The sequence below is a fragment of the Micromonospora sp. S4605 genome, from assembly GCF_003176715.1.
Classification (GTDB): domain Bacteria; phylum Actinomycetota; class Actinomycetes; order Mycobacteriales; family Micromonosporaceae; genus Micromonospora; species Micromonospora echinaurantiaca.
This window is the reverse complement of record NZ_QGSW01000274.1, coordinates 1-15,053: the sequence shown is the minus strand read 5'-3', so window position 1 is coordinate 15,053 and position 15,053 is coordinate 1. Positions and strand designations below refer to the sequence as shown.

General features: G+C 67.2%; 12 protein-coding genes. 9 read left to right on the top strand and 3 right to left on the bottom strand.

Annotated elements, in window-relative coordinates; genetic code table 11:
• The 7 genes from DLJ47_RS24635 to DLJ47_RS37915 all read left to right on the top strand — a co-directional run.
• Nucleotides 1–850 (top strand): DUF4192 domain-containing protein (locus DLJ47_RS24635; RefSeq protein WP_109903222.1); only part of this gene is annotated, 850 nt, incomplete at its 5' end.
• Nucleotides 851–911: 61 nt separating this feature from the next.
• On the top strand, nt 912–1,346 hold the full coding sequence (locus tag DLJ47_RS24630; RefSeq protein ID WP_109903220.1) for a hypothetical protein: 435 nt from the start codon (nt 912–914) through the stop codon (nt 1,344–1,346).
• A 108-nt stretch (nt 1,347–1,454) separates the two neighbouring features.
• Entirely contained in the window at nt 1,455–1,733 is a 279-nt protein-coding gene (locus DLJ47_RS24625) for a hypothetical protein (protein ID WP_109903218.1), read from the top strand.
• Nucleotides 1,734–2,125: 392 nt separating this feature from the next.
• Nucleotides 2,126–2,821 carry a GGDEF domain-containing protein gene (locus tag DLJ47_RS24620; protein WP_146228191.1) on the top strand — a complete coding sequence of 232 codons (696 nt, stop codon included), beginning with the start codon at nt 2,126–2,128 and terminating at the stop codon, nt 2,819–2,821.
• Nucleotides 2,818–4,113, top strand: coding sequence for a hypothetical protein (locus tag DLJ47_RS24615; protein WP_109903214.1), 1,296 nt, complete (start codon nt 2,818–2,820; stop codon nt 4,111–4,113). The genes DLJ47_RS24620 and DLJ47_RS24615 overlap by 4 nt, the downstream gene beginning before the upstream one ends.
• A gap of 345 nt (nt 4,114–4,458) precedes the next feature.
• Nucleotides 4,459–5,259, top strand: coding sequence for an IS110 family transposase (locus DLJ47_RS24610; protein ID WP_199235995.1), 801 nt, complete (start codon nt 4,459–4,461; stop codon nt 5,257–5,259).
• Entirely contained in the window at nt 5,243–5,497 is a 255-nt protein-coding gene (locus DLJ47_RS37915) for a transposase (RefSeq protein ID WP_446723597.1), read from the top strand. Before DLJ47_RS24610 ends, DLJ47_RS37915 begins: the two co-directional genes overlap by 17 nt.
• A 317-nt stretch (nt 5,498–5,814) precedes the next feature.
• Here DLJ47_RS37915 and DLJ47_RS24605 read toward each other — a convergent pair whose 3' ends face one another.
• From DLJ47_RS24605 to DLJ47_RS24595, 3 genes are all read right to left on the bottom strand, one after another.
• Nucleotides 5,815–9,138 carry a DEAD/DEAH box helicase gene (locus tag DLJ47_RS24605; RefSeq protein ID WP_199235994.1) on the bottom strand — a complete coding sequence of 1,108 codons (3,324 nt, stop codon included), beginning with the start codon at nt 9,136–9,138 and terminating at the stop codon, nt 5,815–5,817.
• 82 nt (nt 9,139–9,220) lie between these two features.
• A complete protein-coding gene (locus tag DLJ47_RS24600) occupies nt 9,221–10,660 on the bottom strand; it encodes an ATP-binding protein (RefSeq protein WP_109903210.1) in 1,440 nt (479 codons plus the stop codon).
• Nucleotides 10,657–12,966 carry a tellurite resistance TerB family protein gene (locus tag DLJ47_RS24595; RefSeq protein ID WP_158289892.1) on the bottom strand — a complete coding sequence of 770 codons (2,310 nt, stop codon included), beginning with the start codon at nt 12,964–12,966 and terminating at the stop codon, nt 10,657–10,659. The genes DLJ47_RS24600 and DLJ47_RS24595 overlap by 4 nt, the downstream gene beginning before the upstream one ends.
• Nucleotides 12,967–13,488: 522 nt before the next feature.
• Here DLJ47_RS24595 and DLJ47_RS24590 point away from each other — a divergent pair.
• Nucleotides 13,489–13,692 (top strand): hypothetical protein, encoded by a 204-nt coding sequence (locus DLJ47_RS24590; RefSeq protein WP_109903206.1) that lies wholly within the window; start codon nt 13,489–13,491, stop codon nt 13,690–13,692.
• Nucleotides 13,693–13,702: 10 nt separating this feature from the next.
• Nucleotides 13,703–14,404: a hypothetical protein gene (locus DLJ47_RS24585; RefSeq protein ID WP_146228190.1), complete on the top strand. Its 702-nt coding sequence runs from the start codon at nt 13,703–13,705 to the stop codon at nt 14,402–14,404.
• Nucleotides 14,405–15,053 lie beyond the last annotated feature (649 nt).

Here is a 15,053-nt window from a genome sequence, read left to right as displayed (position 1 = left end):
GCCCGCCCCCGGCGCCCCCGCACGCCACCTCCTCGACCTCACCGCCAACCTGGTCCCGGTCGTGCGACGGCAGCAGCCGATCACCAACCTCATCCTCGTCGGATACGGAGACGCCGACCACCTTGACCCGGCACTGCACACCGTCGCCGAGGCGTTCACCGACAGCGGCATGACCGTCCGGGACCTGCTGCGAGTCACCGGCAGCCGAATCGTCAACCTCACCTGCGACAACCCGGCCTGCTGCCCACCGCAGGGAACCCCGTTCGACCCCACCGCCTCACTCGTGGCCGTGCAGGCAACCGCCGCCGGGCTGGTCGCGCTACCGGACCGGGCAGCCGTGGCCGCCCGGTTCGCGCCCGTCGACGGTGCCGCCCGCGACCGCATGCGCGACGCCACCCGTGCGGCAGCCGACCGCCTGACAACACTGACCGCCGCCGGCGGCACGGGCATCGACGAAGCCGGCGCGCAAGCGGTCCGCGATGCGCTGCGACAGCACGACGGCGGCAACCGTCTCACCAACGACGAGGTGGCCTGGCTCACCCTGCTCCTGACGCGGCCTGCGGTGCGGGACCGTGCCGTAAACCTCACCCAGCCGCACGACGGGCACGTCACCTTCTGGGCCGAGGTCACCCGCCGCGCCGAGAAGTCGCTCGTTCCGGCACCGGCCACCGTGCTCGCCGTCACCGCGTGGCGGTGCGGTGACGGCGCTCTGGCCGCCATGGCAGCAGACCGTGCCCTGCAGGTCGACCCCACCTACCAGCTCGCCGACCTGCTGCGGCAGGCGCTGCACGCCGGACTCCCGCCATCGGTGTTCGAGCACGCATTCACCACTGGCCGAACCAACCCCTGAACCAAGTAGCCGAAACCGCTCAACAACAGGAGGAACAAACACGATGGATTCCACTCGCAGCATGCTGCTCGCCCTCGCGAGACAGGCTGAAGAAGCCCGACTGCGCTGGAACGCCGAACGCGCCGCCGTGCGGGCTCGCGGCGCAACCCTGGCCCGCACCGAGGCGTACGCCTACCACGTCCAGGCCAACCTGTGCCTGATCACCGCCATCGGCGCGGCGAACCTTCCAGCGAACTTCCGCATCTACGACATCACGCTGTCCCGCGACCCCCTCGCCGCAGCCGAGCAACTGCGTCAAGTCGCCGTCGCCTACGACCACAGCGGCCCGATCGAGGCCGCACACGAGGCAGCGCGCCTGGCCTACAAGACGGCACTCGCCGAACCCGTCACCGCACAGGAACAGCAGTACATCGACCTGCTCGCCGGCCTTCCCACCGCCCGCCGCGACAAGATCGTCGAACTGGCCGAGGAACGCGCCCGCCACCTGAAGGCATGAGACCCGTCCGGCGACCCACCGGCCCTCAGTTGCCGCCCGCAAGGTCACCCGATCATGGCGCGACTCTCACCAGGAGGGTTTCGGCCGCACCCCCTGTGAAAGGAACCGATGACCGTCTACACCCTCACCCCCAGACCCGGCTTCGAGCGCTACACCATCCAGGTCGGCTGGAACCCACACCGCACCTACTTCGCGACCGTCGTCGACTTCGCCTGGGACCCCGTCACCCACCACGACAACCCACCCGACACGGTTCGCATCGGCTCGGTCGAGACGATTCTCGACCCCACCGAGGTGCTCCTGGCCGTCGAACCGTACGCCGACATCCCGGCTGACCTGGCCACCACACTGCGCGCCGACCAAGTCGCGCACCCCGTGCGCCGCTAACAGGAACACCCGAGGCCCGAAGTCGCACCGACGCCAAGGGCCGCATCGCACGCGCAGATAGCACCTTCTGGGTCACCGGCCGTCGTCCGGCGCTCCTTTCGAACCCCGCTCGCACTATCCGAGCACACGCAGGGCGCCGCCCCCCAATTCCACCGACACATCACGGCGCAACGGAGCACCCACGGCTCGCTTCCGGTGGGCCACATCACCTGAATCAGCCACGCCGACACGGCGCCTCCGCCACCGAAGTAGCCACGGCCGTGCCGCGAACCAAGCGGCACAAGAAGGAAGAACGGCCCGCCACACGGCGGGCCGTCGTCGCATCCAGGACCCGGGACGCCTCGCCTGCGAAACGTCGCGTCCCGGGTTCTCCACCGAAATGGAGGACCCCAGTGTCCCTACCACTGATCATGATCGCCACCGAGTTGGTGGCGTTCACCCTCGGCGGCCTCACCGTGTGGCCATTCATCCACCAACTCCGCAACCGACTCGACGACGCCATCTGGCAGCTGCAGCACGACCCGGTCACCGGCATGCTCAACCGCGCCGGCCTGCTCGCCGCACACGCCACCCTCACCGGCGCCGACACCGCCGGACCCATCATCGTCGCTCTGATCGACCTCGACGACTTCAAGCCGATCAACGACACCCACGGCCACGACCGAGGCGACGACGTCCTGACCGCGATCGGCGACCGCATCGGCGACATCGCCGCACTACACCGCGGAACCGCCGCGCGGCTCTCCGGCGACGAGTACGCGGCACTGCTACCCGCCCACACCGACGACCTGGCCCGCATCGGCAACACTCTCGTCGCGCTGATCTCCGATCCCGTTGAACTCACCGCGGACGGCGAACCCGTCACGGTCACCGTCACCGCCAGCGTCGGCTTGGCGCTCGCCGAAACCACCGACCCGTTCGAAGAGGTGGCGCTACGCCGCGCCGACATCGCGATGTATCACGCTAAGCACAACGGCCGGAACCGCCACGCCATCTACGAGCCGGGCATGGGTATGCCCGCCGCCGGGCGTCGTCGAGGACGTCGCCTCCGCGACCGCCAGCAGCTCACCGACGAGGTGACGGCATGACGGCCGCTTCCGAGGAGATGGCCTGCCAGATCTGCCTCTCCCCACTGAACACCCTCGGTGCCCCACCCACCTACCTGCACCCGATCCAACTCGCCACAGACGGACACGAACCAGTGCCGGTCCCGGTCAGCCAGCTTGACACCGTGCAGCGAACCTGTGACTTCTGCGGAGACCCGTACCCGACGTGGACGCTCGTCGGTGGCGACGTCGCCGCCGTCGCGATCGGCACCGCCGGGGGACTGGTGCAGAACTTCGGCCACGCATGGGCGGCGTGCGCGACGTGCCAGATGCACATCGACGACGGCAGAAACGACAAGGTCGTCGACCGAGCGGTGCAGGCACTGGGCCGCGGCAACCATCCCGAGGCACGAGAGCGCATCCAGCAACTGCACCTCGCGTTCCTGAACGCCCGAGTCCCGGGACGAACGCTCATCATGACGACCGCCTGGCCCGTCACCGCCATCAGCGCACGAGACCTGCCAAAGGTGCGCGACCGGCTCACCCGCTTCCACCGCGCTGGCGACGACATCCCCCTCGCGTGGGCCTCCACTGACCACCGTCGACAGATCGCCGACGGCCTGGACCGAGCAGCCTTGTACTGGATCGACGGCGACTTCACCGACCTGGCCGAGTACGCCGCCCAGAAGTTCCCCGACGTCACCATCAGCCGTGACCTCATGCCTTCCACAGATGGACTGCTCGTGTGGTCACGGCCGGTAACACGCCGGCAGATCGCCGCCGCATCCTGGACCACCAACACCGACGGCTTGCAACTCATCAACTACCGCACAATCGGCGGGGGACTGGGCGGCAAACCGCTCCAGCGACTACGCGAACAGGTCGGTTGGCTTGCCCCCATGAGTTCCGGCCAGGTCCACGAACAGCACCCGCTGCCCGGCAACCACCCAGCCGCGCCGCTGGTCGCCACATGGCTGCTGATCGCACAGCAAGCCGCCGAAATCACGACAGCACACCCCGACAAAGCCGTACGCAAGACCTACGCCCGCACTAACCGCCCGGCACCAGAGGTCCGGATCGTGCGCATCCGCGCCAACCGCGGCACCACACCGCCCAGTGCCCGATCGGCGCCCGGTGCCCCGGGACGCTCCCAGACCAGCCGGTTCTGGGTGTCTGGCCACTGGCGCAACCAACCATACGGGCCAGGCCGAACGCTACGTCGTCCCGTCTACATCAGCCCCTTCCTCAGGGGTCCAGAGGAGGCGCCGATCAAACTCAGCACCACCGTGCGCATGCTCAGCAGCCACCAGCCGAAGCCTGAGGATCATGACTAGCTTGCGATGATCAGGTCGTGGCAGGGGCTTGGCCCCTGCCACGACTGATAGCAGGAGCCCTTTCGAGTCGGTAGCTGCCAATGATGCCAACATCGGCTGAAGTGGCCTCTTTCTTCACACCGACTTGTTTCATGGGTGGCCGGAGATCCTGGTCTGCAGCCAGGATCTTCATGGCGGTGGTCGGGGTCGCTCGCTTCACACCTGCCGCCCTGCGGGCTGGCTTTTCTTCGGCCTGCGTCCCGGCCGCCGCCGCTGGCGCGGAGTGGCTTGAGAGAGGCCTGTGCTGCTGAAAGTCGGTGTGCCCTCCTCGCCCGTCACCACCACCTGGACGAGGAGAGGATACGGATGACAGGCAAGGTCGTCATCGGCGTCGACCCGCACAAGGCAAGCTGGACCGCTGCAGCGGTGGACAGCTCGCAGCGGGTGCTGGCCGCGGTGCGCGTCGAGGTCAACCGCGACGGCTACCGCCAGCTGCGTCGCTTCGGCAGCCGCTTTCCCCACGCGGTGTGGGCGATCGAGGGCGCCGGCGGGCTCGGCGTGCCGCTGGTGGCGCGGCTGGCGGCTGACGACGTCCGCGCCGTCGATGTGCCCGCCGAGCTCGCCGCCCGGGTGCGGTTGTTGTCCACCGGACACAACCGCAAGACCGACCAGGCCGACGCAGTCTCGGTCGCGGTCGCCGCGTTGACCGCGCGAACCCTGCACAGCGTCGAGACCGACCAGACCACCGCGGTGCTGCGGGCGCTGACCGAACACCGCGAGGACCTGGTACGCAGCCGCACCCAGACCGTGAACCGGTTGCATGTCCTGCTCGCCCAGCCCCTGCCCGCGGGCGCCGCAGCCGATCTCACCGCCGACGCTGCAGCCGCCCTGCTACGAACCGTGCGCCCCCGCCAGCTCCTGGCCCGCACCCACCGCCAGATCGCCGTTGACCTCGTCCCCGAGATCCGACGACTCGACCGCCGCATCAGCGCGGCCGGCGACGCCATCAGCAGCGCAGTCGCCGCGTCCGGCTGCACCCTCACACAGCTCTACGGCGTCGGCGACATCGCCGCCGCCATCGTGTTCGCCCGCACCGGACCGGTCGGCCGGTTCGCCAGCACACTTCGCGTCCTTCAGCGGCGTCGCCCCGATCGAAGTCTCCTCTAGCGACGTGGTGCGCCATCGGCTCTCACGCGCCGGAGACCGGCAACTCAACCGTGCGCTGCACGTCATCGCCATCACCCAAATCCGCGGCAACACCGCAGGAAGGGCTTACTACCAGCGCAAACGACAAGCCGGCAAGAGCCATCGAGAAGCACTGCGCTGCCTGAAACGCCGACTCGCCGACGTCGTTTACCGAACGCTGCTCCGCGACAACGGCAGCTCATGTCGGACTACCCCTTGACACAGAGAGGCGCCGACGTCGTCCGCGCCTACCTGTCCGTCGGCAACGACATGGCCGGGCACGCGTCGGGTGACTGGATGTGCCGCAACATCTGGGTTTGGGCGAGAGATGAGCTTTCCTGCGCAGAAGCGCTAGTCGTTCACTCGGCTGACAAAGCCGTGCTCCACCTCGGAACGATTGATGGTGGCCGCTAAGCCAGTTCCGAAAGTCCTCCGCTTTCGAACGCCTTCGTCGGTAGATCGAGTCGGGGCCATGGCCAGGTCGCCTGCTGCCCCGGTGGCCCCGTCAACCCATGCACGCCTCAGAGAGGACGTGACTCACGTCCACCGAGTGGCTCTGGCCGGAGTTCCTGCACGGGCTGTTGCAGCGGATTCTACGGCTTGGGACAGTTCGCGTAGCTGTGCTGCCAGGTCAGCGACTTCGCCCGGAGTTCCGGGTGCCGCCACTTCCTCACTCAGAGCGGCGAGGTATTCCTGGTGGAGCAGGTGTACTTGATCACCGGAGAGTCCCCATGTCTGGGCTACTTCGATGAGGGATGCCACCTCGGCATGGCTGAGGACATGGTCGACAAGGGCACGATCGAGCACGTCGAGGTAGGCGTCGGCGCGGGAGTCGCCGGTGGTTGCGGCGTGTACGCGGGCGGCTACACCGGCGAGACTCAGGCGGAGGTCGGGCTTGCGCGTAGCGTTGCCGACGCCAGCCAGCGGGCGCGCCAGGGTGGCGGCGTACCCGGTCGGCGCTGTCCAAGTGAGAGGGAGTTCGAGGGGGTGGCAGCCGAGTTCGGCTAGGTCGGTGACGCCGGCTTGCCGGGCGCGGTCCAGGTATTGGTTGAGTAGCTGTGCGGTGGCCATTGCGTCGCCGAGCGCGGAGTGCGCTGCTTGTAGGGGGATGCCTTCGGCAAGGCAGGAGTCTGCGAGTCGGCGGGTTGCGCCGCGGCCGAACCGGTGGGACATGCTGAGGGTGCAGAGTGCGGGCCATGCCGGTGCGGGGTAGCCGAGGTGGTGGTACTCGGCGTCGAGGAAGCTGAGGTCGTAGCGTGCGTTGTGTGCAACGACGATGGCGCCGCGCAGGAGGCTGGCGAGTTCGCCGGCGATGTCACTGAAGCGCGGAGCGAGGGCGAGGTCTGCGGCGGTGAGGCCGTGTACGCGGGTGGGTCCTGGGTCTCGGTCGGGGTTGATGAGGGTGGTCCATCGGTGTTCGATCTGCCCTGCGGGAGACAGACGTACGACCGCGACTTCGATGATCCGGTCGCCTCGGTGTGGGGCGAAGCCGGTGGTTTCCAGGTCGACGACAGCGAAGGAGGTCTGCCCGAGCAGAGCCAGTGGCCCCATAACAGGCTGCGTCGCTGATTGGTCAGGTGCGGGGCGGGGTGCAGGCGGTGTGTAGCTGCGATCGTGGTTCCCGGTCCCGCCAGCGAGCATAGAAGCTTGACCGGGGCGAGGCATTGCGGCCATCGACCGCAGCGTGTGCCACGTTGCTGGCACGTCGAGGGCCCGTGCCGCGTAGGCGGCGGTGAGCAGCTCGTCCGTGAGGTACTGGTCGTATTTGTCTGCCGCCTTGTTCGGCACCGCTGCGGCGAGTACCAGGGGGTCGGGTGGTGACTCATCGGCGAGGCGCCTGATGACTTCCCAGAGGCCGGCAGGGTCGGTGCCGCGGATGGTCAGTGCGACACCGTCATGGCCCACCTCCAGTCCTTCTCGCGTGAGGGCCACGGCGAGAGTGTTTATGATTCTGTCCCCTCGCCACGGAAACAGGAGGGTGTCGTTGCCCCAGCCGAGGATCGCGTGGCTGTCCAGTGCGTATCTGTTGAAGGCTGCACGTCCTTCTTCGAGGAGTGCTTGTGCCTGGCGGTCGAGGTAGCGCGGCATCTCGGTCGTCGTGTAGATCGTGCGCATGCGCTGTCGGACAGCGTCGGCGACTTCGCCGCCACTTCCTGAGAAGCTCGGGGGGCGGCCACCACCGGATCTGACCAGGTCGATGACTTTCTGCCGGGTGTCAATCGCGACGATCTTCCAGCGTCGGCCGCTGAAGATCAGCAGCATTCCTGGGGTGATCGGGTTGTCGACAGGCAGCGATCCGATGGTGCGGCCGTCCGCCACGAGGCGGAACTCCTCCGGGGTCGTGAAGGCTGTGTAGAAGCTGTAGTGGTTGACGAGGCGGTCGCCGACGCCGCCGGGCAGCAAAAGTCCTTGCGAGTCTTGTGTGAGCAGGTCCTGCTTGCCCATACAGCGCAGGAGAGCGATGAAGGTGCTCTTGTCGACGCGTGCGAACGGGCCGTATCCGCACAATGCGTCGTGGAGCTGCTGAGGGTGTGCGCCGCCGCGTTGGGCGATGACGGACAGGATCTGTTGGGTGAGGGTCGACAGGTGCATGCTCGCGGTGTCCGGTGGCTCGTACCACTTGGCGAGCAGTAGGTCGACCATTGCGACGCTTTGGACGAGCTGGCTGCGCAGCGTGTCGGCGGGGGGTGTGCGGTCGGTGAGTTCGGGTTCCGAGACGTACATCCGCAGCACGGCGGGCTGGTCGGCTCGGCGTCCGGAGCGGCCGAGTCGCTGCCGCATTCCAGCGACGCTGGCTGGTGCTCCGATCTGGGCTACCGAGTCCACGGAGCCGATGTCGATTCCCATTTCCAGGGTTGACGTGCAGATCGCGGTGACCGGCGTGGTGCGGTCTTTGAGTCGTGCTTCGACGTGCTCGCGGATTTCTTTCGAGAGGTTGCCGTGGTGCGGGAGGAACTCGCTGGGGACGTTGTTGTTCTTGCAGCGCCGGTCGAGCATGTCGGTGTAGAGCTCGACGGCGCTGCGGGAGTTGGCGAAGACGAGGTTGTCGCTTCCCCGCAGGGTACGGAAGAGGTGGTCGGCGATCCCAGCCTTGTCCCACGATTCTTCCTCGTCGTCGGAGTCAGAGGTGGTGCCGGAGTGAGGCGTGGTGGGCGCCTGACCGGGGGGACGGGGGGCTGCGGCGACGTAGCCGCGAAGCTGAAGCCGTATCTCTCGAGCATCATCGTCGGACGCGATCACGGTGACGGCGTCGCCGTGGCTTGGTCGGAGGAATTCTGCCGCTGCGGTGAAGTCGCCGAGGGTGGCCGACAGGGCGATCCGCGGGATTCTGCGCCGCAGGACAAGGTCTACCCGATGCAGCAGTGATTGCAGTTGGGCGCCGCGTTCGGTGCCGATGAACGCGTGCAGCTCGTCGATGACGACGTGGCTGATGTCGCCGAGGATGCGCGCGACCTTGTCCCCGTGGTTGACGAACAGTGACTCCAGCGATTCGGGTGTGATCAGCAGAATTCCGTCCGGCTCGCGCAGAACACGCGACTTGCGCGATCCCGCCACGTCGCCATGCCACCGGTGGACCGGAACGTCGAACCGTTCGCACAGGTGGGCGAGCCGCTCGTACTGGTCGTTGATCAGCGCCTTGAGCGGCCCGACGTAGAGCGCGCAGACTCCGGCGACGTCGTCGCTCGCTTCCCGTCGAGCTGCGGTGGCTGAGCAGATTGGCAGCCAGGCTGCTTCAGTCTTCCCGCTGGCGGTCGCGGCAGCGATGATGACGTCGGTGTCACCCGCGAGGATCGGGCGAGCGGCGCGTTCCTGCGCGTCCCGCAGTTGGTCCCAGCCTTGATCGTGGATCCACCGCTGCACTTTGGGGTGCAGGAGGTGGTATGCCGACGATGGGACGGCAGCGCGTGAGGGCTCGGCTGTTGTCGTGGGCTGCCGTTGGGGGTCAGAGGCGGAAGGAAGCAAGTTCGTCGTCATCGGGAGGCAGTTGGCTGGCGGCCACCGTTACGGCCGACGCGTGGGAGAAGCCGTGGCCTCCGGTGGAGGCGGACTCTCCTCGGCGTTCGTCGGTAGGCCGGCCAGTCGGGTCGCTGGCGTCGTCGAGGGGTTCCAGGTCCGGGTCCGTCTCGGCGGCGATGTGGATCGCGCCGATGAGGGAACGCCAGTCCTGTTCGGGGTTCTGTTCGAGGATCGCGAGCAGATCCAGAAAGCCCTTGATGGTGTTACGCGGTGTGCGGAAGTAGGCGTCCCCGATGCGGGACGCGCAGTGGTTCATGTAGGCGTGTAGGGCTTCGTCGGGCAGGAGGTAGGCCGCCGGGTCGCCGGCGGCGTAGACGTGGCGCAGCTTGGCCAGCAGGACGTAGAAGTCCTCAGGTGACAGGTTGGCCAGGCGCAGAACGGGGCCGGAGTAGTCGACGAGCCCGGCGGTGGCGTAGGTGTTCTCGGCCAGGCGGGACTGCAGGGCGGCGTAGGAGTAGAGGCCGCGACGGGTGTCGAGCAGGAAGTCGGGTGTTCCGCCGAAGAGAAAACCGAGGCCTGACGCGGTTCCTTGCAGGCTGTCGTTCAGGATGCGCAGGATCTGCTCATAGTTGGCGTTGCGGGCTTGGGAGTTTGCCAGCTTGTACAGGTTGACCATCTCGTCGAGGCAGACGAGCAGACCGTCGTAGCCGGCCAGGCGGACGAACCGGGACATCAACTTGAGGTGGTCGTAGAAGGACGCGTCGTCGACGATGGTGCGCACGCCGAGGGCGTTGCGGGCGTCGGTTCGGGTGGAGAACTCACCGCGCAGCCACCTGACGGCGTCGATCTTGAGTTGCTCGTTGCCGGTGTCGTGGCCCTGCCAGTACTTGGCGATGACGTCGGCGAAGTCGTAGCCGCCCGTCAACTCGCTGAGCGCGTCAAGGCGGACGCGGATGATCACCTGCGGGTTCTGGCCGGTGTCGCGTGCCTCGGTCAGCGCTTGGGTCACGAACCGTTCGACGACGCTGGCCAGCGCGCCGCCGTCGGGCTTGGCGCGGGTGGCCATGTTGCGCATCAGTTCGGCGTACAGGCTGCGTGCTTGCCCGCCGGTGGCATGCAGCCGGCGGTCGGGTGACAGGTCCGCGTGGACGGTGACCAGACGCTTCTCCAGCGCGATGGAGCGGATCAAATGTAGGAAGAACGTCTTGCCCGAGCCGTACTCACCGATGACGAAACGGCTGCCGGCCCCTCCGTCGGCAATGCGGGTGATGTCGGCGACAAGTGCCTGCACCTCCGCAGCCCGACCCACCTGGACGTGCTGTTGCCCGGCGCGCGGCACCACTCCGGCGCGTAGCGACTGGAGAATCGCGTCGCGCTCGCGGGGCCTGATGCGGGTGCTCTGTCCGGTGGGGGTGGTAACGCTCATCGCAGTAGCTCCTGAAGCGCGTAGTCGTTGATCACGATGTCGTCGTCGCCCTCGGCGACAGGTTCCCCTGCAGTGTCCATGGCGACCTCGTTGAGCAGGTCCAACGCTCCAGCCGGCATCACGCCGTGCCGCTCGGCGAGGTCCTCATACGCCGCGCGGGTCCACCTCGGCTGAGCGGCCAGGGACCGCAGGAGTTCGCTGTGGACCGCGTCCAAGCCGGGAATGAGGGCCTGCGTGGTGGGCTGAGCTGTTGGTTCGCCGTGGCGGGCAGCGGGCCTTGGCTGGGGCGCGGGGGCTTCCTCGTCGGTGAAGATGGTCGACAGCAGCGCCGAGACGGCCGCCGTCTCGGCCAGCTTCGCGGCGATGACGTCTTCGTCGAGGACGACACCGGAAGCCCCTGGCGGAACTCGTTGACCGTTGCCCTGGGTAGGTGACCCGTGGGCCGCCGGTGCGGGCGGCAGCGTGTATCCCGCCGGGGCGGGCCCCGCGGAGCGCACGACGACGGGCCCTGCGGCTGGGGGTGGGGTCGCCGCGGGAGCGGCGGGACCGGTGACCTGTTGGTGAAGGCGGCCGTAGATGAGGTTCGGGTCAAGGCCGAGGAGCTTGTAGATCTTCGTGAGGCTCGTGACCTCCTCCGGCGAGATGACTCCGTCGGCGGCGGCAACCGTGATCAAAAAGTCGCCGATGGTCTCACGTTGGTCGGCCCGGAGCAGATCGAGGCGTTTCTTCAGCCCGGTGAGCTTGACGCCGGTGACGGCAAGCCACCGTAGGTGCGCCTGCAGGCGGGTTCTCTCGGGGGCTGTCAGATGCAGCGCGGCTTGGAGGTGGGCTGTCAGGTGATGCTGCTCGTGGTCGCTGATGGTGCCGTCCGAAGCGCTGACCGCGACCGCGAGGTGCAGCAGGGTGGCTGCGGCGGTGTAGGCGGGTGTTGCGGTATGCGGGGCGTCGGCGGTGGTGCGGAACAGGACGGCAGGACCGGCAGACAGTGGTGATCCGCCGAGTCGGACGTCCGGCTCCATACCGATGCGGATACGCCCGAGGAGTTGGGCGAGGGATACCGCCTCAGCCTTGGTCATCTTCTCTGGCTGGCCAGTTGGCCAGAAGGCGATGAGTTCTGCCGCGTCGACGACCACGTTGGTCTCATTTGCCAGGCGAGCGTCGCACCAGGCGCGTAGGGCGCCGATCTGCCCTGCCTGCTGGTCGAGCAGTTCGGGAGGCAGCAGTGCGGCTGCGGCGAGGGATCCCCGGCCGTCCGGGTTGCGGCCAAGCCATCGGCTATAGGCGTCGAGGTCTTCGGTGACGGCATCGACGAGTTCGGTCAGCTTGCGTGCCGGTCCAGCGAGCTCGACGACGTCGGGCAGATCGAGCCGCACGCTGGCGCTGGCGATACCCCCACTGGCCGCCCGGTAGGTCACCCCGATTCGTGCCTTGCCCGGCCTGACAAGGAAGCCGTCCTTGAACCGCTCCGCGTACCGTCTGATGAACAGATGGTCGAACTCGTTAGGGCACCGGGTCTGCGGCGTGCGCGGGTACAGCGACGGCAGATACCACGCCCAGGCGCGGGCCCACGCAGCTGGTACGGGAGTGCCGCTGGCGGCGAATTCACCCAACGCCAGTCGTAGCTGCATCGGGATGGGCCACCGGTCAGGCGCAAGCTCCGGTGGTTGTCCTTCGCTGGCGTCGGACTCAGCCGCGCGGATCAACTCGAGAACCTCGAGAAAACTGCTGGCGTAGGAGCGGAACGAGTTGTTGGCACCGTAGATGGCAAGGAGTCGGCGGACCTCGGCGGCGATCGCCGGTATTTCCTGCCGTAGTGCCCGGTCGTTCGGCATGTCGACCAGAACACGTCGCTCAAGGCCGTAGAAGAAGAGGAAGACGTAGCCGATGGGCGCGGCGCCGTGGCGGCGGCCATCGGCCAGCCACGTCAGGTAGGCGGCCCTGCTGCTTGCAGGGAGTGTGCCGTACGACGGCCAATAGTCCAGCCCGCTCCCGTCCCAGTCGGGTCGGTTCCTGTCGATCCGAAGCGTCGGGTCGATGAGCGCAGGCTCGGTCCGGCCATTGGGAGCGGTCAGATGCCTGCCGACATAGATCAGACCTCCCGGGATCGGATACCCGGCGACGGTCGTCGGCTGCCCGGCTGGAATCCAGATGGTCGGCTGGCTCGCGGCCGGGACCTGCGGAGCTACCTGTCTGGGTGCCGTCGAGTGGGGCCGCGCGGGCGCAGGCTGACCCGCAACCACGCCACCGGCTGGGCCTGGTCCCTGATGTTGCGGCGCACTACGTCGGAACCTGTCGAAGAAACCCACAACCCCCACACCCCCATGACCAGCGACGCTTGTCGCCATGCCAGTCACGTGCCCACCGCCTGCTCCTGGACCCGCCAGCCCTCGTGCCTGTCCACCACGTCTTGGGTGCGAGCGAATGGAGCGGACCAAAGCCTAGGTGGTGACACATCGTGGCGAGGACCGTACTTTCGGCCGGAAAGCGACACCGATGGATCAGCGGTCGTGGTGCTGATGTCCGCCGAGGGGACACCGCAACGCTGACCGTCGCCCCGTCGATGACCGCATGGGCGGTCGAGGGCCGGCAGGGTGGATATCCTGAACTAGATCATCCCCGGCGACCACGGCCGTAGGCATTCAAAACGGGTTCACCCGCATCCCGTCGGTGACGCTATGTCTTGACGCGATCAACTTAGTGTATTTACGGTGCCGTGATGAACGTCCCACTGTCACCCTCCGCGTCCTTCTGGCATCCTAGGGTGAGGGAGATGTCGGACCCTGTGCCTACCATCGGACACTCCGTCCCCGCCTGGAAGGCCGACCGCCATGTTTCACCGACGACGAGCATCCACCCAGCCAGCTGTCGAGGTCACCGAACTGACCGACGAGGAATGGCGCCTTGCGGGCAAGCGCGGGCTAGCGCGACTCGGGCTGACCTTCGATCAACTCGCCGAGCAGGCCCGCAAGCGACGCTTCCAGGACGTCGAGGCGCTCAAGCTATGGCAGGTGCTCGGCGGTGAGCGCCCCTAACCTTGGGGAATTGGCGCGCACGTTCGCCGCCGAACTACAGGACATGCTCAACCGGACCGTCTGCGACTACGCCCAGGTCGCCGCCGTCGTCAATAAGCGCGGCAGTGGAATGGCCCACCTGGGCACCCGACTTGACCGGCAGGACTTCAGCACCGGCAAGGTCCAGATGAACAGCTCTGCCCGCACCAGGATCTGGCTCGACATCAGCTCCGTCCTCTACCAGAACGACGAGGGCTACCTGACCATGAAGAGCTCTTTCTGCGGGATTTACCTGGGCAACGAGGGCCAACCCGAACTGCTGCTGCACTACGACTACGAGCGTGACAAGGACACCTACACCGAAGCCCACGTCCAAGTCGCAGGTCGCCACGCGCCGCTGGAAGCTCTGCTCGCCGAACTGGGCCGCCCCGATGACCGCATGAAGGACCTCCACCTGCCCGTTGGTGGCCGCCGGCTCAGGCCCTCTCTGGAGGACTTGCTCGAGAGCCTGATCGCCGAAAGGATCCTCGACCCCAAGCCGGGCTGGAAAGCAGTCCTGGACGCCACCCGACGGGCGTACCGGAAGCGCCAGATAGCTGCGGTCGTCCGGTCGAACCAAGGCACAGCGATCAAGACGTTAGAGCAACTCGGGTACGAGGTGCGTAAGCGCGATGAGGGGCTATTTGCAGGATTGCGCCGCCGTGCTCGCGAGGTCGGTGAACACCGGCACTGATCCACGGTTGGGCACTTTCGACGGCTCCGTTTCCACAGTGACAACACGCACTGCTCACATAATCGTCATTCCGCTGCACGTCGTGCCGCTGGTCCGGCTGCACCCTGGAGCAGTACGCGGGCACGGATCGGCTGTTCGTGAGCCGCGATGGTGTCAACGACGGCTGAAAGCGGACCCCTGGCGACGGCCGAAAACGAACCCCCTTCGCTGGTTGATCTTTGTTAGTCGTTGGTCTTGGTGGCGGGGCTGAGCACCGGCTAGGGCCGCTCTGGCAGGAGTAAGCCCACGCCAGCAAGGAGAGCCAGGATCGCTACGGCAATGAAAACGGTTTGACCTGGAGAAGGCATTGAGATGAGCGCGGCCTGGTGGGCTAAGAGGGCAACGGCAAACGACGCGATACCGCTACCGGCGCGGGCAGCCCGGGTTCGCTCGCTTGGCGCAGGCTGCCCCGGGCGGGGCCAGAGCCTGGGAAACCGCCGTGTCACAGCTACACGTAGACCGAGTAAAAGCAGTAGCGCGCTGACCTGCGTTCCGCAGCTCAGCGTCGATATAGTCGGCGTTGCGGCGTGAAGGCGCAGGTCAAGGCGTTGCGGCCTGGTGGAAACCGCGAAATCGCCTAGTGACACGCCTGCCTGTGTATAACTGTTAT